This is a genomic window from Nocardiopsis sp. CC223A (assembly GCF_030766825.1).
Lineage (GTDB): Bacteria > Actinomycetota > Actinomycetes > Streptosporangiales > Streptosporangiaceae > Nocardiopsis.
In genome coordinates, this window is sequence record NZ_JASFDV010000010.1 from 76,936 (window position 1) to 94,884 (window position 17,949).

Sequence of the window (17,949 nt, forward strand, 5' to 3'; positions counted from 1 at the left end):
CCCCGGGGGAAGCGGTGAACGCGGGCGGGCCCGGACGCGGACGGATTCCGTCCGCGTCCGGGCCCGCGTGGTCCGTGCGGGGGTCGGGGGTGTCAGCCCCGCGTTTCGGGGGCGGGGGCGGGGAGGCGGTCGCGCTCCTTGTTGAGCAGTTCCAGGGCGTCGGCGAAGTGCTCGCCCATGACATTGGTGAGCTGGGTGGCCATCTCCTGGGCCAGGACCGCGTCCACGGCCTGCTGGGCCAGCGGGCGGACCTTGCGGATCACCTCGGCGACCTCGGCCGGGTCCTCGGTGTTCAGCACCGTGCCGGGGGCGTACTCGGCGATGATGTGGTCGGCGACCAGGCGCGTCATGTGCTCGGCGACGTGGCCGATCTTGTCGCGCAGGTTCTCGGCGATGTCGAGCACGGAGTCCACGGTCATGCCCATGCGCACCAGCTCGGCGCCGGCGTGCAGCAGGCGGGGGCTGGGCACCCGGAAGCGCAGGCCGTCGCGCTCGATCACGCCCAGGTCCAGCGAACGCTTTATGGTCTTGGGGTTGACCCCCTTGCCGAACAGTTCGCGCAGGTCGCCCAGGGTGAGGTAGTCGGCTATCTCGTCGCTCCAGGCGTCGCCGATCGCCGACTCGAAACCGAGGATGTCGGAGAGGTCGCCACCGCGCTCCCAGACCTGGAACATCTCGCCGATGTTGGCGAAGGTGTACCCGCGCCGCAGAAGCTGGCCGATCAGCCGCAGACGTGCCAGGTGCGCCTCGGAGTAGATGCCCACGCGGCCCTCACGGCGGGGCGGGGCGAGCAGCCCCCGGTCCTGGTACACCCGGACGTTGCGCACCGTCGTATCGGCCAGCCGGGCGAGTTCGTCTATGCGGTATTCGGCCATGGGTCCAGCCTAGAGACACCCTTGAACGTTACCTGTCAGTATCTTCCCGCTGCGGGCGCTAACGACCATGACAACAGACGTTGTCATGTTTGCGACAGGAGTGCAAGAACCTGCACATCCACCCCGAGAGGGAACATCCTTCCGGGCGATCGGATCGCGGTTCCGTGACACACCGAGTTCCTTTGTTCACACAGGGACTTCCCGAATCCCACTTCCCGGCAGCCCGAAATCCCACAGACACCCCACGGCCACACCGCCCCCGATGCGCCGCGCACGCCCGCGACGACGGACCGTGAACTTACCCGCGAGTAAATTTCCGGCTTCACCCCATTGCATTGTGACAATGCCCGTTGTAACGTTCCGGCAATGACTGTGGAGGAGATCACATGACGACCCCCCCGCCGCGCCATCTGCGCAGACTGCCGGGCCTGAACGCCATCGTCACCGGCGCCTCCGGCGCCTTCGGCAGCGCCACGGTGGCCGTCCTGCGGCACCTCGGTGTGAACGTCGTCGGCATCGACCGCAAGCCCGCCCCCGGTGTCATCGGCTGCGACATCACCGACGACGAACAGGTCCGCCAAGGCGTCGCCGAGGCCGTCGAACGGCTGGGCGGCCGCCTGGACCTGCTCATCCACTACGCGGGCGTCGGCCCGGCCGTCGACATCGGCCGGACCCCGGACGTCCACGTCCACCAGGCCCTGGAGGTCAACCTGCTGGGCACCTGGCGGGTCACCGCGGCCGCCGTGCCCGCCCTCCTCCGCAGCCGCGGCCGCGTCATCATCACCGCGTCCCTGCTCGCCGGCCTCCAACTGCCGTTCGCCGGCGCCTACACGGTGTCCAAGCGCGCCGTCACCGCCTACGCGGACTGCCTGCGCGCCGAGTACGGCACCCACCTCGGGGTCACCACCGTGTACCCCGGCTACGTGGACACCCCGATCCACAACAGCTCCCGTGCCACCGGCGTCGCGCTCGACGGCCTCGTCCCCGCCGAAACCGAACGCGACACCGTCATGGCCGTGGTCCGGGCCGCCGGGGCCGGGCGCGCACCCCGCGACGTGGCCTCCACCGCGCTCGGAACCGCCGGACTGCACCTGTTCCGGCACTTCCCCGGCACGACCGAGCAGATCGTGAACCTCCGGATCGGCCTGCTCCTCGCCGACGGAGCCTTCGCCGACGCGGAGATCGCCCAGGGACTCCACGCACGTCACGGCAGCCCCGTACCCCAGCCGACGGCGTCCTGAGGAGGACGAGAATGACCGCAGAGATCACCGCCAAGCCCAAGATCACCGACCGGGAGGACATCGCCAAGCGCCTCCTGCGCGGATCGGCCAAGGCCTCCTTCGACCCGCTGGTCGAGATCGACTGGGACGCCCCGGTCGACCCCGACATGTGGGCCATCCGCCCCGAGCGGATCTCCATCTACGGGACCCCGCTGTGGGACTCCCTCAGCGAGGAGAAGCGCAAGGAGCTCAGCCGCCTGGAGGTCGCCAGCGTCGCGACCATCGGCATCTGGTTCGAGACCATCCTCATGCAGATGCTGGTGCGGCACGCGTACCGCAACGACCCCACCACCCTGCACGTCCAGTACGCCTACACCGAGATCGCCGACGAGTGCCGCCACACGGTCATGTTCGCGAAGATGGTGGAGAAGCTCGGCTGGCAGACCCACCGGCTCGACCCGGTCGCCTACCACCTGGGCCGCGTCTTCAAGGCGATCGCCCACGGCCCGCTGATCTTCGCGGGCGCCCTGTTCGTCGAGGAGGTCCTGGACCAGCTCCAGCGGGAGGCGATCCCGGACGAGCAGATCCTTCCCCTGGTCCGCTCGGTCGCGCGCATCCACGTGACCGAGGAGGCGCGGCACATGCGCTACGCCCGCGAGGAGTTCCAGCGGGACTGGGCCGGGCGCGGCGCCCTCAACAAGGCCTACAGCAAGATCGTGCTGGGCCTGGTCACCTACTACTCGGCGACCCGCCTGATCAACCCCAAGGTCTACGAGCAGGTCGGGCTGGACCCCCGCGAGGCCTACCGGGCCGCGCACACCAACCCGCACTGGACCGACACCAAGACCTGGGCCGCACGCAAGGTCGTCGGCACGCTCGACACCGCCGGGGCCATCACCGGCCTGGGCCGCTACTTCTGGAGGAAGGCCGGCCTGCTGGGCCGCTGACCTCCCCGGGCGCCCCGGCGCCCACCACAGACCCCACCGTCGGAGGGCGAAACGCGCCACGCCCTCCGACGGTGGACCCGGCCTCCCGCAGGGCGTACGCGCCACGCTCTGCGGGAGTCGGCTCCCCGGAGGGCGGAACGCGCCACCTCCCTCCGGGGCGGCACTCCCCCGGGGGCGAAACGCGCCACGCCCCCGGGGGACCACACCACCCGGCCCGCAGCGGACCCCTCGCGCGGGCCGGTCGCACGAAGGGATCGACAGTGACCGACGCACCACCGCACTTCCGGGTGGCCATCATCGGGTCCGGGTTCGCCGGGCTCGGCATGGCCGTCCGGCTCAAGCAGGCCGGGCTGCGGGACCCGAGGGACTTCGTGGTCCTGGAGCGGGCCGACGACGTCGGCGGCACCTGGCGCGACAACTCCTACCCGGGTGCGGCCTGCGACGTCCCCTCGCACCTGTACTCCTTCTCCTTCGCGCCCAACCCCACCTGGAGCCGGACCTTCTCCCCCCAGCCCGAGATCTTCGCCTACATCAAGCGGGTGGCCGGGGAGTACGGGATCCACGAGCACGTGCGCTACGGCCACGAGGTGCTCTCCGCCCACTGGGAGCCCGCGGACAACCGCTGGCGGATCGAGACCTCGCAGGGGACGGTCACCGCCCAGTTCCTGGTCAGCGGCGCCGGCCCCCTCGCCGACCCGGCCCTGCCCGACATCAAGGGCATCGACACGTTCGAGGGCCGGATGTTCCACTCGGCCGACTGGGACCACGACCACGACCTCACCGGCCGCCGGGTGGCCGTGATCGGCACCGGCGCCTCCGCCATCCAGTTCGTTCCGCGGATCCAACCGAAGGTCGGCCGCCTGTCGCTGTTCCAGCGCACCGCCCCCTGGGTGATGTTCCGCCACGACCGCGACATCACCAGGGCCGAGAGCCTGCTGTACCGGAACTTCCCGATCGCCCAGCAGATCGCCCGCAAGAGCATCTACTGGGGGCGGGAGACCTACATCTTCGGCTTCGCCAAGAACCCGAGGCTGCTGTCGGTCGTGGAGCGGCTGGGCCGGGCCAACATCGCCCGCGGCATCAAGGACCCCGAACTGCGCGCCAAGGTCACCCCGGAGTTCCGCGCCGGGTGCAAGCGCATCCTGATGTCCAACGACTACTACCCGGCGCTCGCGCAGCCCAACGTGGACGTGGTCACCGACGGGATCGCGGAGATCCGCCCGAACTCGATCGTCACCCGGGACTCCGCGGGCCGGGAGACCGAGCACGAGGTGGACACGATCATCCTGGGCACCGGCTTCCACGTGACCGACCCGCCGGTCGCCCACCGGATCTTCAACTCCCGGGGGCGGTCCCTGGCCGACCACTGGGGCACCGACGTGCAGGCGTTCCGGGGGACCACCATCGCGGGGTTCCCGAACGCGTTCATCCTGGCCGGCCCCAACACGGGGCTGGGGCACACCTCACAGGTCTTCATGATCGAGGCCCAGATCCGGTACACCATGGAGGCGCTCAAGTACCTGTGCCGCCAGGGACTGGACCGGCTGGAGGTGCGGCCGGAGGCGCAGCGCTCCTACAACGAGATGGTCGCCAGGAGCATGGCGGGCACCGTCTGGGTGACCGGCGGCTGCGACAGCTGGTACCTCAACGAGGAGGGGCGCAACACCACCCTGTGGCCCACCTTCACCTGGAACTTCGCGCTGCGGACCCGCTGGTTCGACCCGCACAACTACGACCTGCGGGTCGACCGCGGCGCCCGAACGGCCGCCTGAGCGAAGGAGGAAGCGATGAGCGGTTTCGACGACGACGAAGAGGAGTACCGGGGCGAGGTGAGCCTCGTCCCCCTCGGCGAGGACGGCGAGCCCTCCGCCGGGCCGATCCCGGCGCAGTGCCACGTCGCGGGGCACTTCTCCCCCCTCACCGGCGACTACCGGTGGTCGGGGCGGCTGTCGCCCTCCCCGGAGGTCACCGCGGCCTACGAGAGCGGGGTGCGCACGGTCCTGATCCGCACCCCGGCGGGCGATGAGGGCGTCGCGACCCTGGCCGAGCCCAACCTGTGGGGCGGGCACCCGGTGAGCGGCTCGGGCGCCCCGCCCTACCCGGTCCCGGAGATCGACCTGAGCGACCTGCTCGACTGACCCCCCGCCCCCCGAACGAGAGGTATCCCGATGGCGATCCGACACCTGGGCCCGGCCCGCGAGACGCGGGTGGTCTCCGACGACGGCACGGAGCTGCACGTGGAGGTGCGCGGGCCCGTGAGCGGGCCGACCGTGGTGTTCTCCCACTGCTGGGCGACGTCACTGGCCTCCTGGGGGCCCGTGGTCCGGCTGCTCGACGAGAACCTGCGGGTGGTGCTGTACGACCAGCGCGGGCACGGGCGCACCCCCGTTCCCCTGACCCCGGCGGGGTACGGGGAGCACAAGCTGGCCGACGACCTGTGCGCGGTGCTGGCGGCGACCGTCCCGGACGGGGAGCGCGCCGTGGTGGCGGGGCACAGCATGGGCGGGATGACGGTCATGGCCACCGGGGCGCGGGAGGTCTTCCGGGAGAAGGCCGCGGCGGTGCTGCTCACCAACACGGGCTGCACGCAACTGACGAAGCGGACCACGGCGATCCCGCTGCCCAAGGCCCTGGGGCGGTCGGCGGTGGCCGCGCTGACGCTGCGCGCCCCGCTGCCGCTGGGGCCGCGCAATCCGGCGACCACGGCCGCGCTGAAGTTCATCGCGATGAGCCCGGGCGCCGACCCCCGCATGGTCCGGCTGTGCGCGCGCATGGTGCACGCCTGCAACCCGGTCGCGCGCGGCCGCTGGGGCGACATGATGAACCGGCTGGACCTGGACGCGACGGTCCGCGCGATCTCCGCGCCGACGGTGATCGTGGCGGGCACCGAGGACCGGATGACCCCGCCCTGGCACGCGCACCACATCGCCTCCCTGGTCCAGGACTGCACGGAGGTCGTGGAAGTGCCCGGCGCCGGGCACATGGGACCGCTGGAGTTCCCCGACCTGCTCGCCGACCGCATCGAGAAGCTGGCCGCCGAACACCTGGACGCCGCCCTGGCGGGGTGAGCGGTGTTGCCCGCGGACGCCCCCGGACCAGGACGGCCGGGGGCGTCCGCCGTGTCGCCCGGGCCTCGGAACGCCTTGTGTGCAGCGGGTTCTTGTTTGCGGAGGGACGCGGCCGAAGAGCAGAATGTCCGATGCTCCCTGGACCATCCGCAGAGCCGGAAGGCCCCATGACGAACACCCCGCGTATCCCCCTGGACACGTCCGTCCCCCACTCCGCGCGGGTGGTGAACTACCGGCTGGGCGGCAAGCCCTGAGCCCGGACGGGATCGCCGCCTTCTTCGACGGCCTGGAACTGTTGGAGCCCGGTGTGGTCTCGGTGCCGTTCTGGCGGCCCGAGGCGGCCGAGGCGGGCACCGCCCAGGAGGTCGCCCAGTACGGCGGCGTGGCCCGCAAGCCCTGAGCCCGGGCGGGACGCCCCGGCCCCGCGGCCCGGCGGTCAGGCCGGGTCGTGGATGAGGGTGGGGACCACGTGCTCGGAGACCTCCGAGTGGACCTGGTGCAGGCGGGTCTGGACGGCGCGGCGCAGCTTGGCCAGGCACTCGACCAGGGTGATGTCGTCGCCGACCAGGCCGCCCTTGGCCACCACCGGCGTTCCGTCGAGCGGGCCGCCGGTGATGTGGCCGTGGACCGCCAGGGGGACCACCTCGCCGCCCACGTCGAAGGCGTGCACGCCCAGCTCGTCGAACAGCCCCGAGACCAGGTCCCCGCCCGTCAGGTACAGCCCGCTGGGCAGGGCGTGGGCACCCGTGCTGTCGGCGATCTCGTGGACGGTGTCCGCGACCAGCCGGGCGATGCGGACCGGCAGCTCGGCGCGCACCCGCCCCGGCAGGGCGCGCACCCGTTCGGAGGTGGTGACGACCCGCAGCACGCACAGGTCGGGGAAACCGGCGGCGAGCAGCTTCTCGGTGAGTTCCACCGCGACCTCGTCGGCGTGGTCGCTGTCCGGGTCGGTGAAGGCCACCGCGTCCAGGTCCACGAAGCGGACCGCGCCGGTGCGCGCCACCGTCGCCAGCTGCCGCCGGGTCAGGTCGGTGGTGCTGGCCACCACCCCCAGCAGCGGTCCGCGGGTCCCCGCCTGGCCGCGCAGCCGCAGGGCGTAGGCCAGCAGCGCCCCGGTGGGCCCCGGGTCGACCGACACCCACACGGTGCCGTCGTCGTGGTGGGCGGCCGCGGCGGCCTCGGCGATGTCGGTGAGGTGCTGTTCGGTGGCGGCGTCGCACAGCACCACCGGCTCGTCCCCCGCCAGCAGTTCGGCGGTGAGCATGCTCTGGGTGACCTGGCGGACCGGAACGTGGCGCACGGCCAGGTCGGACTGGGCGGCGACGATGTCCGCGACCACGCCGGTGGTCATCGGGTGCAGCGGGTCGTCGGCGAGCTCGGTGTCCTGGAGGGGGACCCCGTTGAGGAGCTGGACGCCGTTCTCGGTGGTGCGCCCGCTCCCGGGGAAGGCCGGGGTGAGCAGCACCCGCACCCGGGTCCCCGCGGGCACCCGCTCGCGCACCTCCCGGTAGGCGGCCTCCAGTTCGGCGCCGATGTTGCCGCGCAGGGTCGAATCGGTCCGCTTGACCACCAGCCCCACCGGCCAGACCGCCTCCACCACGTCGGCGATCAGGTCGACCGCCTGCTCGGCCGGGACGTGCCGGCTGTCGAGGTTGGCCACCACCACGTCGTAGTCCCCCGCGACCCGGCTGACGTGCTCGGGGGTCACGGTGGCCACCCGCATGCCGGTGCGCGCGAACCGGGCCCCGGTCGCGTTGGCACCGGTGAGGTCGTCTGCGACCACGAGGACCTGGGCCACGGGAGTCTCCTTCGACGAAACGCTCGGGTAACCTCCCTCCAACATAGGCCCGGACGGGTATGCGTGGGGCCGAACGGCCCCGACCGTGGGTGTCGTACGGGCGAACCGCGGCCCGGGGCAGGCGCCCCCGGGCCGCGGCCGGTCAGTCGGCCGCCCGGTCCCGGGGCAGGTTGGTGACGAGCATGCCGCCGACGGCGACGAGCAGCAGGGTGAAGTGGACCTGCTGGACCGGGCCGAAGGTCATCCAGTACCCGAACCAGAGCCCGCCGACCAGGAACATCAGGGCCAGCCCGGCCAGGGCGCTCCAGGCGACGTTCCCCAGGAGGGTGGCGCGCACCCCGTCGCCCCGGCCGAACAGGACGAGGACGTGGGCGGCGGCGGCCCACCACAGCAGCGCCGACGTCACGATCTGGTACCCGATGACCCCGTACAGGGCGGGTGCGGCCAGGTCCGCCGACATCGCCCGGCCCAGCAGCCCCTGCCCCCGGTGCGGGTCCCCGACCAGTCCCTCCATGGTGAGGACCTGGCCGATGAGGTGGAGGTTGGTGCCGCTGTCGACGATGTTGTTGACCATGATCAGCGTCAGCCAGGCGGCCATCCCGGCGGTCACGACGATCTGGGGCAGGATCGGTCCCGTGCCGATCCCCGCCCGCGCGCGGCCCCGGATCGTGTCCGTCGTCGGTGTCATCGGTGTGCTCCTGTCGTGGTGGGGGCCTGGGCGGCCCAGTCGGCGAGGGCGCAGCCGCAGACGCAGTCGGGTCCGTGGCCGCCGGGTCCGGGGTCGCGCAGCAGCGGCCATCCGCGTCGCAGCGCGAGTTCGGTCAGTCGGGTGTCGCCGTCGGCCCGGACGTTCGGGTGGCCCACCGCCTCCAGCATGGGCAGGTCGCTGAGGTGGTCGCCGTAGGCGTACGCGCCCGCGGCGGCGATCCCGTGCCGCTCGGTGTACTCCCGCACGGCGTCCCCCTTGGCCTCACCGATCATGGGACGTTCGACCTCCCCGGTGAGCACCCCGTCCTCGGTCAGCGTCCGGGTGCCGTACACGGCCGTCGCCTCCAGGGCGTCGGCGATCGGGTCCAGGCAGGGGGAGAAGGAGCCGGAGAGGAGTACGACGCGGTGTCCGGCGGCCCGGTGGCGGTACAGCGCGAACACCGTCGCCTCCAGGAAGAAGCCGCGTTCCGCCGAGCGCCGGGCGAACCAGCGTCGTCCCCGGGCGGCCAGTTCCTCCGCCCGGGCCCCCCGGTACAGGCGGTAGTAGGCCCGGTTGACCTCCTCGCGCGGCGCCCCGGCGGCGGCGAGCTCCCGCAGACCGGAGGTGTGCCGTTCGGCCGCGCCCGGGAGCCCGTTCTCCTCCAGGTGGAAGGCGAGGAAGTCGAACATGCTCTTGAGGCCGATCAGGGTCTCGTCGACGTCGAAGAAGGCCGCCGTGCTCATCGCACGCCCCCGGCGACGGTGAGCTGCTCGTCCGGCACGGCCAGCACGTGGTCCAGGGCCCGGGCGGCCCGGCGCCGTTCGATCTCCTTGAGGCGCTCGGCGTCGAAGGCCGTGAACGCGACCTCGGTCCTGGTGCAGCGGCGGCCCGCCTGCTCGATGTCGATCCGGGCGGTGAAGCGCAGGCGTTCGGGGTCCTCCAGCTCGGCGCTCTGGATGAGGTAGAGGATGCGGGCCTGCATCGGGAACAGGAAGTTCTCGAAGTCCGTGGCGATCGACTCGATGACGAAGTACCGGGACACGGGTTCGTCGGCGGTGTAGTACCGCTCGGTGACGGCGAGGAACATCTGCCGGGACGCCTCGACCGCGACCATGCCCTGGACGTGCAGCCCGGTCTGGTGGTCCAGCAGCAGCTCGTTGTCGCCGTGCAGGCGCATGGTGGCCTCGAAGAGCTGGTCGTCGCGTCTGCCTAGGTTGGCGACGAGGACGTTGGGCTCTCGGTGCTTATGGGCTTCCGCGCGGTGCGCGGGGGTCGGGCGGGAGTGGTGGACCACGACCCGTTCGCGGATGCCGCGCCGGTTCATCTGCTCCTCCAGGTACCGCCACTCGTAGGCCCCCATGCCCTGCCCGCCCCGCAGTTCCAGGTACAGGTCGTCGTAGGCGCCCGCGCGGATCTCGGCGCTCAGCCCGCCGAGGGTGCGCACGTCGTCATGGGCGGCGAATCCGGCGAACCGGTCCCCCACCACGTACAGGGTCTTGTCGATGCGTGGCAGCATGTCCTTCTCCTTCTCTTCTTCGGTCGTTGTGGAAACCGTGGTCCGGGGTGCCCGGCGGGGTCGGGACCGAGGTGTCGTGCACCGGGGTCCTCCGGTACGCGAACGGATGGGGCGGGGGAGGTCAGACCGTCCGCGGGGAGGGACGGAGGATCGTCAGGGCCAGGGCGCAGCCCAGGGCCAGGACGGCGGCGGCGCCCAGGGCGACGGCGGTGAAGCCCCGCCCGACGAGGACCGCGGCGAGCTGCGGTCCGACGCCCGCGCCGACGAACAGCGCGAAGGTGTACAGCGCGGTGGCGGTGGCCCGGGCCCGTCCGGCGCGCGCCCCGACGGCCTGGACCAGGGCCGGGGCGGCGACGGCGACGCAGCCGGCGAAGACCAGCAGGAGGGCGCCCAGGGCGAGGGGGCCCGCGTCGGCGAGCGGGGCGAGGAGCGCGGCGGTGAGCGCCGCCCCGGCCAGGGAGGCGCCGATCCTGAGTTCGGGGGCGAAGCGGGCCAGGAGGCCGGAGAGCAGGGGGACGGCGAACATGGCGGGCAGCGCGCCCGCGCGCAACGCCAGGAGCGCGTCGGGGTCCGGGGCGGGGCCGTCCGGTCCGGCGAGTTCCAGTCCGCTGTAGACGGCGACGAAGCCGAGCAGCACCGTGGCGGTGGCGCAGTAGAGGGTGGGCAGTCCCGGGGTGCGCAGCAGGGCGGGGATGCCGCCGGAGGCCGCGGCGGCGCCGTCGGCGGGTGCTTCGTCGGAGGCCAGCGCGAACCGGAGCAGCAGGGCCGCCGCGACCAGGCAGAGCGCGCCGGCGAAGAACACCCAGTGCCAGCCCGCGGCCTGGCCGACCGCCTGGGCGGCGAGCTGTCCGATGACCGCGGAGGCGAGGAAGGAGCTGGTGAGCCAGGTGATGGCGGTGACCCGGCGGTGGACCGGGACGCTGGTCGCGATGTACCCGAAGGCGGCGGGGGCGAAGGAGGCCGCGGCGAACCCCTGGAGCACCCGCAGGGTCAGGCCGGACACGGCGTCGGGGGCGAGCGGGAGTGCGGCGGTCAGCAGTGCCGTGACGGGGGCGCCCAGGAGGATCACCCGGCGCGGGCCGTAGCGGTCGGCGGCCGGTCCCCAGGCGAGGAAGCCGACGGCGTAGGCGATGGCGAAGGCGGTCACCGCCCAGGCCGCGGTGGAGCGGTTCGTGTCCCAGTCGGCGGCGACGGGTCCCAGGACGGGGAGGACCGCGTAGAGCTGGCCGACGATCAGGACGCCGGTGACGGCCAGGGCCGGGACGGCGAGCGGGTGCGCGGACGCTCCCGGGCCCTCGGCGGTCCTGCCGGTGGTCTGTGGTGAGGACATGACACCATCGTTGGCAACCAACCAGTTGGTTGTCAATCGGGATTCGCCCCTTCCCGCGTCCGCTTCCGGACATATGGCACGCGCCACATCGTTACGGAAAGATTTGAAACCAACTGGTTGGTAATCGTTTACGATCGGGAAATGCGCAACGCCGACCGTACCGAGAACACCCGCGCCCTCCTGCTCCGGGCGGCGCGCCACGAATTCGCCGAACACGGCATCGCCGGGGCCCGCGTGGACCGGATCGCCGAACGCGCCGGAGTCAACAAGCAACGCATCTACGCCCACTTCGGTGACAAGGAGCAGCTCTTCCGCCACGTGGTCGGTCACGCCCTGGACGAGCTCTCCCAGGCCGTGACCCTCACCGACGACGCCGACCCCGGCGAGTACGTCGCACGGATCTTCGACTACCACCGCACCCGTCCCGACCTGCTGCGCCTCTTCCTCTGGGAGGCCCTGCACTACGGGGACTCCCCCCTGCCCGGCGAGGAGGAGCGCTCCCGCCTCTACGACGCCAAGGTCGCCTCGCTCTCCGAGGCCCTGGGCGGCCGGGTACCCGAGGCCGAGGTGCGGCGGATCCTGCTCACCCTCATCGGCATGGCCGCCTGGCCGCAGATCACCCCGCAGATGGCCCGCCTCGTCCTCGGCGAGAGCGCCGCCGGGACCGACCAGGAGAGCCTCCGCGAGCACCTGGTGCGCTTCACCCGCAACGCGGTCACCGCCCCGGAGCACATCTGAACAGGTCCCCCGCACCCGGTTCGGGACCCCCGGACACGGGCCGGACCCCGGGGCGGCGGCACGGCCCCGGGGTCCGGTGCGAGGGGACCGCGCCCGGCCCGCGGGCCGGGCGCGGTCCGGGTCGGCTCACTCCGCGGCGAGCGCGGCGGGGGCCGGCGGCTGCCCGCCGGTTCCCTCCACCGCCGCGATCCAGGCGTTGTGCAGCCACATCTGGGTGGCCCTGCGCTGCCGCACGGCGTCCCAGGTGACGTCGCGCTCGAAGGTGACCACGCGCGAGTCCGCACCCACGATCACCCAGGCGTAGCGACCGTCGGCGTGCCGGGTCTTGACCTTGACCCCGGGGATCACGTGCTCCTCGCCGTCGGCGCCGACGACCACCTCGTCGTGCCGGTCGACCCACTGCTCCTCCAGGCCCGCCAGGTACTCGGAGTCCTGCCGGGCGAGCCAGGAGTAGGCGGCCTCGCGCGCCTGCTCCGCGCCGGGCAGGGCGTCCGGGTCGTTCGCCTCCCGGGGGTCGAGGGCGGTGACGCCGATCAGGCGGCCGTCGGAACCGACCACGACGCTCAGGTGGGGGCCGGCCACGTCGTACTCCCCGCCCTCCTGGTAGCGGCGGACGGTCACCTCCTCCGTGTCGTGGCCGGCGCCGTGCTCGCGCACGAGCTCCCAGCCCCGCGGGACCTCCACCCCGGTCCCGGCCAGCGCCGGGTCCGCGGCCGCGTCGCCGACCGTCGGCACCTGCTCCCCCTCGGTTCCCCCCTCCGTCCCGCCGTTCGCCGTGTCCGCGTGGTCGGCCGGGGCGGTGACCCGCCGGGTGTCCGCGTAGGCCCACAGGGAGGTGCCGAGCACCAGGGCGGCCGAGGCCCCGGCGATCCCCAGGGCCACCGCGCGCGGACGGGTGCGCCGCCGCGTTCCGCCGGTCCGTGTCCGCATGTGCGTCCTCCTTCGTCATCGGATCGACACGACCATAAAAACAACCAACTAGTTGGATGTCAACGGCGGCGGGTATCCGGCACACGCAGGGCCGGGACGCGCCGCCCCGGCCCTGCGGTGACACCGGTGCGGCTAACGCCCCGGCAGGGCGACGACCGTGCCCGTGCGGGCGCTGCGCCGGGCGGCCTCGATGATCTCCAGGCCGTGGATCACCTCGTGCGGGTCCACCGGCAGCGGCTCGCCCTCGCCCACCGCGTCGCGCACGCCCGCGTAGAACTCGGGGTAGGCGCCCCGGGCGGAGGGCACCCGACGGGTGGCCCCGTCCACGCCCAGCAGCCCCCAGGCCGACTCGGGCGACACGCCCCAGTCCGCGGCGGTCGGGCTCTCCCCCGCGAGCAGGCGCGCCTCCTGCCCGTCCATGCCGTGGCTGGTGAACGCCCCCGCGTCGCCCAGCACCCGGAAACGCGGGCCGGCCTGGGCGGTGAGCGCGCCCATCCACAGCTGGGAGCGGGTGCCCCGGGCGTGGTGCAGTGACAGGAAGACGTCGTCGTCGGCCTGCACGCCCTCGCGCAGGGTGTCCACCTCCGCGTAGACCGAGGCGACCGGGCCGAACAGGTTGACCGCCTGGTCGATCAGGTGCGGCCCCAGGTCGTAGAGCAGTCCGGCGCCGCCCTCCACCGCACCGCTCTCGCGCCAGGTGCCCTTGGCCTGCGGCCGCCAGCGCTCGAACCGGGACTCGAACCGGTGCACCCGGCCCAGCGCCCCCTCCTCCACCAGGTGCCACAGGGTCAGGAAGTCGGCGTCCCACCGGCGGTTCTGGTACACCGTGAGCACCCGGCCCAGCTTCTCGGCCAGGTCGGTGAGCTCGCGGGCCTGCCCGGCGGTGAGCGCGAACGGCTTGTCCACCACCACGGACATGCCCGCCTCCAGCGCGGCCCGGGCCAGCGGGGCGTGGGTGTCGTTGGGGGTGGTGACGACGGCGATCTCGTAGCGCCCGGCGTCGGCCCACAGGTCGGCGACGGTCGGGTACACGGTGGCGTCCGGGTGGCGCTCGCGGACCGTGCGGGCGCGCTCGGGGTTCCCGGTCACCACGGCGGACAGGCGCAGTCCGGGGACCGCCTCGATGACCGGGGCGTGGAAGACCTCACCCCCCTTGCCGTAACCGATGAGGGCGACGTGCAGCTCGGGGCCGTCGTGCTCGGGGACCTGCGATGCGTTGGACATGTCTCCAATTTACGGCGCCGGGGCCCGCACACGGGAGCCTGCGGACCCGGTGTGCCGTGCGGCCGGGAAGTCATCGGGTCATGGGCGGTGACCAGGGCGTTTCGGCATCGTTACGAAAGTATTTGCAGATTTTGTAGACATTTTCATGCAATGCGGATTGCATCGTGTTTCAACGTGCCCTGAGTCACATGTCCCCTCGCACAAGGGAGAACCATGCCGAGAACAGAATCCGGGAACCGCCGCCACCTGGCGCTGATCGCCGCGGCGGGGAGCGCCGTCCTCCTCGCCTCGGGCTGCTCCTACCTGAGCGGTGAGGGCGGCGGAGGCGGCGGTACAGACGCCGCCGACGTCGATTGCACCCCCTTCGAAGCGTGGTCGGACGTGGAGGGGACCGTCAGCATCTACTCCTCCATCCGCGACGAGGAGGCCGAGCGGATGGACCGCTCCTGGGCCGACTTCGAAGCGTGCACCGGCATCGACATCCAGCACGAGGGCAGCGGCGAGTTCGAGGCCCAGCTGCCCATCCGCCTGGAGGGCGGCAACGCCCCCGACCTGGCCCTCATCCCCCAGCCCGGCCTGCTCCAGCGGGTCGTCGACGACGGCTACGCGGTGCCCGTCGCCGACGGGGTCCGCGGCAACGCCGAAGAGGGCTGGGGCGAGGACTGGCTCGGCTACGCCACCTTCGACGGCGAACTGTACGGCACCCCCTACGGCGCCAACATGAAGTCGATGGTCTGGTACTCGCCGACCTACTTCGCCGAGAACGGCCACGAGGTCCCGCAGAGCTGGGACGAGATGATCGAGCTCAGCGACACCATCGCCGAGTCCGGCACCAAGCCCTGGTGCGTGGGCTTCGAGTCCGGCGACGCCACCGGCTGGCCCGGCACCGACTGGATCGAGAACGCGCTGCTGCGCAGCGCCGGCACCGACGTCTACAACCAGTGGGTCTCCCACGAGATCCCCTTCGACGACCCGCAGGTCGCCGAGGCGTTCGAACTGGCCGGCGACATCGTCCGCAACCCCGACTACGTCAACGGCACCTTCGGCGAGGTCGAGAGCATCGCCGTCACCTCCTTCCAGGAGGCCGGGCTGCCGCTGCTCGACGGCGGCTGCGCCATGTACCTGATGGGGTCGTTCTACTCCGCGCAGTTCGAGGAGGACGTGACCGTCGCCGAGGACGGCGACGTGTACGGCTTCGTCATGCCGCCGCTGGAGGCGGGCGCCGAGGTCCCGGTGATGGGCGGCGGCGAGTTCGCCGTGCCCTTCGCCGACCGCCCCGAGGTCGCCGCGGTCCACGAGTACCTGTCCACCCCCGAGTACGCCGACAGCCGCGCCTCCCAGGGCGCCTGGGTGTCGGCCAACCGGAACATGGACCCGACCGTGATCGAGGACCCGGCCTCGCAGTTCGCCGCCGAGGTGCTGCTGTCCCCCGACACGGTCTTCCACTTCGACGGCAGCGACGCGATGCCCTCCTCCGTGGGCACCAACGTGTTCTGGAACGGCATGGTCGACTGGGTCACCGGCACCTCCACCGAGGACGTCCTGGAGACCATCGAGTCCGCCTGGCCGTAACGGTCCCGTGAGGGGACGGCGACCCACGTCGCCGTCCCCTCACCGCGCCTGTTCCCCGACCCCTCCCTCCGTTCCTCCCCGGCAATCACAAGGGGCCCACCCATGGAGTTCTCGTTCCTGGACGAGCTTCCCAAGATCGTGTGGATGCTCATCGGGATCGCCGCCTTCCTCGGCGTCATCGGCCTGCTGCTGCTCCTCGTCGACGTGCCCCGCACCCGACGCGACCGGTGGCAGGCGGTCCTGTTCCTCTCCCCGGCCCTGCTCCTCCTGGCGGGCGGGCTCGTCTACCCCGTCCTGCGCACCACCTACCTGTCCTTCCACGACCGGTCCGGCGACACGTTCGTGGGGCTCGCCAACTACATCTGGATGTTCCAGCGACCGGAGATCCTGCAGGTGCTGTGGAACACCCTGCTGTGGGTGGCGTTCGCACCGCTGCTGGCCACCGTGATCGGCCTGGTCTACGCGGTGCTGGTGGACCGGTCCCGGTTCGAACCGGTCGCCAAGTCCCTGGTGTTCATGCCGATGGCGATCTCGTTCGTCGGCGCGAGCATCATCTGGCGGTTCGTGTACGCCTACCGGCCCGCCGACCAGGAGCAGTACGGCCTGTTCAACCAGATCGTCGTGTGGTTCGGCGGCGAACCGCGGCTGTGGCTGCTGGAACAGCCGCTGAACACCTTCCTGCTCATCCTGGTGCTCATCTGGGTGCAGGCCGGCTTCGCGATGGTCGTGCTGTCGGCGGCGATCAAGGCCATCCCCGCCGAGATCGTCGAGGCCGCGCGCATCGACGGCGCCGGACCCTTCCAGCTGTTCCGGAGCATCACCCTGCCGTCGGTGTGGCCGACCCTCCTGGTCGTCCTCATCACCATCACCGTGCAGACCCTGAAGGTGTTCGACATCGTCCGCACCATGACCGGCGGCAACTACGGCACCAGCGTCATCGCCAACGAGATGTACAGCCAGGCGTTCTCCCAGGGCCAGACCGGCCAGGGGTCGGCCCTGGCGGTGTTCCTGTTCGTCCTGGTCATCCCGCTGGTGGTCCTTCAGATCCGGCGCACCCGCAAGGCGAGGGAGATGTCATGACCTCCACCCCCACCATCACCGACGTCCGCGACACGGGCCCGGCCGCCCGGGTGCGGCGCAGGCTGAGCGGATCCGCGGCGAGCCTGGCGGCGCTGGTCATCGCCGTGCTGTGGACGGTGCCCACCGCGGGGCTGTTCATCTCCTCGTTCCGCCCCGCCGACCAGATCCGCACCACCGGCTGGTGGACGTTCTTCGCCTCCCCCGAGGCGACCCTGGACAACTACCGGGACGTGCTGTTCGGCTCCGCCAGCGACGGCCGGCTGGCCAGCCACCTCATCAACTCGTTCGTGATCACGCTGCCCGCGACGGTGTTCGTGCTGGGTCTGGCGGCGCTCGCGGCGTACGCGCTGGCCTGGATCGACTTCCGCGGCCGCGACTGGGTGTTCCTGGGGATCTTCGCGCTCCAGATCGTGCCGTTGCAGATGGCGCTGGTGCCGCTGCTGCGCTTCTTCTCCCAGGGCGTGGTCGTCGGCGGCGTGCAGGTACTGCCCGCCTGGGAGCTGACGGGGGCGATGGCGTTCACCAACGTGTGGGTGGCGCACACGGTCTTCGGACTGCCGCTGGGCGTGTTCCTGCTGCACAACTTCATCTCGCAGCTGCCCAGGACCCTGTTCGAGGCGGCCCGGGTGGACGGCGCCGGACACGGCCGCATCTTCCTGCGGATCGTGCTGCCGCTGATCACCCCGGCCCTGGTGTCGCTGGGCATCTTCCAGTTCCTGTGGGTGTGGAACGACCTGCTGGTGGCGCTGATCTTCACCGGCGGCGACACCGCCACCGCCCCGCTCACCGTGCGCCTGGCCGAACTGGCGGGCACCCGCGGCGAGGCCTGGCACCGGCTGACCGCGGGCGCGTTCGTGTCGATGATCGTGCCGCTGCTGGTGTTCTTCCTCCTCCAGCGCCACTTCGTCCGCGGCCTGCTGGCGGGCAGCGTCAAGGGCTGAAGCCCGTTCGGCGGATGCCCTC

The 17,949-nt window shown here is 72.1% G+C and carries 18 protein-coding genes and 1 pseudogene; 11 read left to right on the forward strand and 8 right to left on the reverse strand.

Going from position 1 to position 17,949, the window contains the following annotated elements:
• Positions 1 to 92 precede the first annotated feature (92 nt).
• Entirely contained in the window at positions 93 to 875 is a 783-nt protein-coding gene (locus tag QJS33_RS06200; protein ID WP_306366884.1) for a MerR family transcriptional regulator, read from the reverse strand.
• Between the two features lie 386 nt (positions 876 to 1,261).
• On the opposite strand from QJS33_RS06200, the gene QJS33_RS06205 reads away from it, so the two are divergent.
• The 7 genes and pseudogenes from QJS33_RS06205 to QJS33_RS06235 all read left to right on the forward strand — a co-directional run.
• Entirely contained in the window at positions 1,262 to 2,116 is an 855-nt protein-coding gene (locus tag QJS33_RS06205; protein ID WP_306366885.1) for an SDR family oxidoreductase, read from the forward strand.
• Positions 2,117 to 2,127: 11 nt separating this feature from the next.
• Positions 2,128 to 3,042 (forward strand): diiron oxygenase, encoded by a 915-nt coding sequence (locus tag QJS33_RS06210; RefSeq protein ID WP_306366886.1) that lies wholly within the window; start codon positions 2,128 to 2,130, stop codon positions 3,040 to 3,042.
• 260 nt (positions 3,043 to 3,302) lie between these two features.
• Positions 3,303 to 4,814, forward strand: a complete 1,512-nt coding sequence (locus tag QJS33_RS06215; protein ID WP_306366887.1) for an NAD(P)/FAD-dependent oxidoreductase — start codon at positions 3,303 to 3,305, stop codon at positions 4,812 to 4,814.
• Between the two features lie 15 nt (positions 4,815 to 4,829).
• Positions 4,830 to 5,180 carry a DUF4873 domain-containing protein gene (locus QJS33_RS06220; RefSeq protein WP_306366888.1) on the forward strand — a complete coding sequence of 117 codons (351 nt, stop codon included), beginning with the start codon at positions 4,830 to 4,832 and terminating at the stop codon, positions 5,178 to 5,180.
• 30 nt (positions 5,181 to 5,210) lie between these two features.
• Positions 5,211 to 6,110 carry an alpha/beta fold hydrolase gene (locus QJS33_RS06225; protein ID WP_306366889.1) on the forward strand — a complete coding sequence of 300 codons (900 nt, stop codon included), beginning with the start codon at positions 5,211 to 5,213 and terminating at the stop codon, positions 6,108 to 6,110.
• 131 nt (positions 6,111 to 6,241) lie between these two features.
• Positions 6,242 to 6,364 (forward strand): hypothetical protein, encoded by a 123-nt coding sequence (locus tag QJS33_RS06230; RefSeq protein WP_306366924.1) that lies wholly within the window; start codon positions 6,242 to 6,244, stop codon positions 6,362 to 6,364.
• Positions 6,364 to 6,510 (forward strand): annotated as a pseudogene (locus tag QJS33_RS06235) (SAM-dependent methyltransferase); the annotation flags it as partial. The gene QJS33_RS06230 and the pseudogene QJS33_RS06235, both read left to right, overlap by 1 nt.
• A gap of 36 nt (positions 6,511 to 6,546) precedes the next feature.
• On the opposite strand, the gene QJS33_RS06240 reads toward QJS33_RS06235, so the two are convergent.
• The 5 genes from QJS33_RS06240 to QJS33_RS06260 form a co-directional block, all read right to left on the reverse strand.
• On the reverse strand, positions 6,547 to 7,908 hold the full coding sequence (locus QJS33_RS06240) for a four-carbon acid sugar kinase family protein (protein ID WP_306366890.1): 1,362 nt from the start codon (positions 7,906 to 7,908) through the stop codon (positions 6,547 to 6,549).
• A gap of 142 nt (positions 7,909 to 8,050) precedes the next feature.
• The gene (locus QJS33_RS06245; RefSeq protein WP_306366891.1) at positions 8,051 to 8,596 is read right to left on the reverse strand and encodes a DUF2165 family protein; all 546 of its coding nucleotides are present in this window, start codon (positions 8,594 to 8,596) and stop codon (positions 8,051 to 8,053) included.
• Positions 8,593 to 9,339: an HAD family phosphatase gene (locus tag QJS33_RS06250; RefSeq protein ID WP_306366892.1), complete on the reverse strand. Its 747-nt coding sequence runs from the start codon at positions 9,337 to 9,339 to the stop codon at positions 8,593 to 8,595. The genes QJS33_RS06245 and QJS33_RS06250 overlap by 4 nt, the downstream gene beginning before the upstream one ends.
• Positions 9,336 to 10,112 (reverse strand): AfsA-related hotdog domain-containing protein, encoded by a 777-nt coding sequence (locus QJS33_RS06255; RefSeq protein WP_306366893.1) that lies wholly within the window; start codon positions 10,110 to 10,112, stop codon positions 9,336 to 9,338. Before QJS33_RS06255 ends, QJS33_RS06250 begins: the two co-directional genes overlap by 4 nt.
• 121 nt (positions 10,113 to 10,233) lie before the next feature.
• Positions 10,234 to 11,442: an MFS transporter gene (locus tag QJS33_RS06260; protein WP_306366894.1), complete on the reverse strand. Its 1,209-nt coding sequence runs from the start codon at positions 11,440 to 11,442 to the stop codon at positions 10,234 to 10,236.
• A gap of 141 nt (positions 11,443 to 11,583) precedes the next feature.
• Between QJS33_RS06260 and QJS33_RS06265 the strand changes: the two genes are divergently transcribed.
• Positions 11,584 to 12,180: a TetR/AcrR family transcriptional regulator gene (locus tag QJS33_RS06265; RefSeq protein WP_306366895.1), complete on the forward strand. Its 597-nt coding sequence runs from the start codon at positions 11,584 to 11,586 to the stop codon at positions 12,178 to 12,180.
• Between the two features lie 126 nt (positions 12,181 to 12,306).
• On the opposite strand, the gene QJS33_RS06270 is transcribed toward QJS33_RS06265, so the two are convergent.
• Both QJS33_RS06270 and QJS33_RS06275 read right to left on the reverse strand, forming a co-directional pair.
• Positions 12,307 to 13,110 carry a hypothetical protein gene (locus QJS33_RS06270; RefSeq protein ID WP_306366896.1) on the reverse strand — a complete coding sequence of 268 codons (804 nt, stop codon included), beginning with the start codon at positions 13,108 to 13,110 and terminating at the stop codon, positions 12,307 to 12,309.
• A gap of 132 nt (positions 13,111 to 13,242) precedes the next feature.
• Positions 13,243 to 14,334, reverse strand: a complete 1,092-nt coding sequence (locus tag QJS33_RS06275) for a Gfo/Idh/MocA family oxidoreductase (RefSeq protein ID WP_306366897.1) — start codon at positions 14,332 to 14,334, stop codon at positions 13,243 to 13,245.
• Positions 14,335 to 14,547: 213 nt separating this feature from the next.
• Between QJS33_RS06275 and QJS33_RS06280 the strand changes: the two genes are divergently transcribed.
• From QJS33_RS06280 to QJS33_RS06290, 3 genes are all read left to right on the forward strand, one after another.
• Entirely contained in the window at positions 14,548 to 15,906 is a 1,359-nt protein-coding gene (locus tag QJS33_RS06280) for an ABC transporter substrate-binding protein (protein ID WP_306366898.1), read from the forward strand.
• A gap of 102 nt (positions 15,907 to 16,008) precedes the next feature.
• Positions 16,009 to 16,986 (forward strand): carbohydrate ABC transporter permease, encoded by a 978-nt coding sequence (locus QJS33_RS06285; RefSeq protein WP_306366899.1) that lies wholly within the window; start codon positions 16,009 to 16,011, stop codon positions 16,984 to 16,986.
• Complete coding sequence (locus QJS33_RS06290; RefSeq protein ID WP_306366900.1) at positions 16,983 to 17,927, forward strand: carbohydrate ABC transporter permease; 945 nt, start codon at positions 16,983 to 16,985, stop codon at positions 17,925 to 17,927. The genes QJS33_RS06285 and QJS33_RS06290 overlap by 4 nt, the downstream gene beginning before the upstream one ends.
• Positions 17,928 to 17,949: the final 22 nt, after the last annotated feature.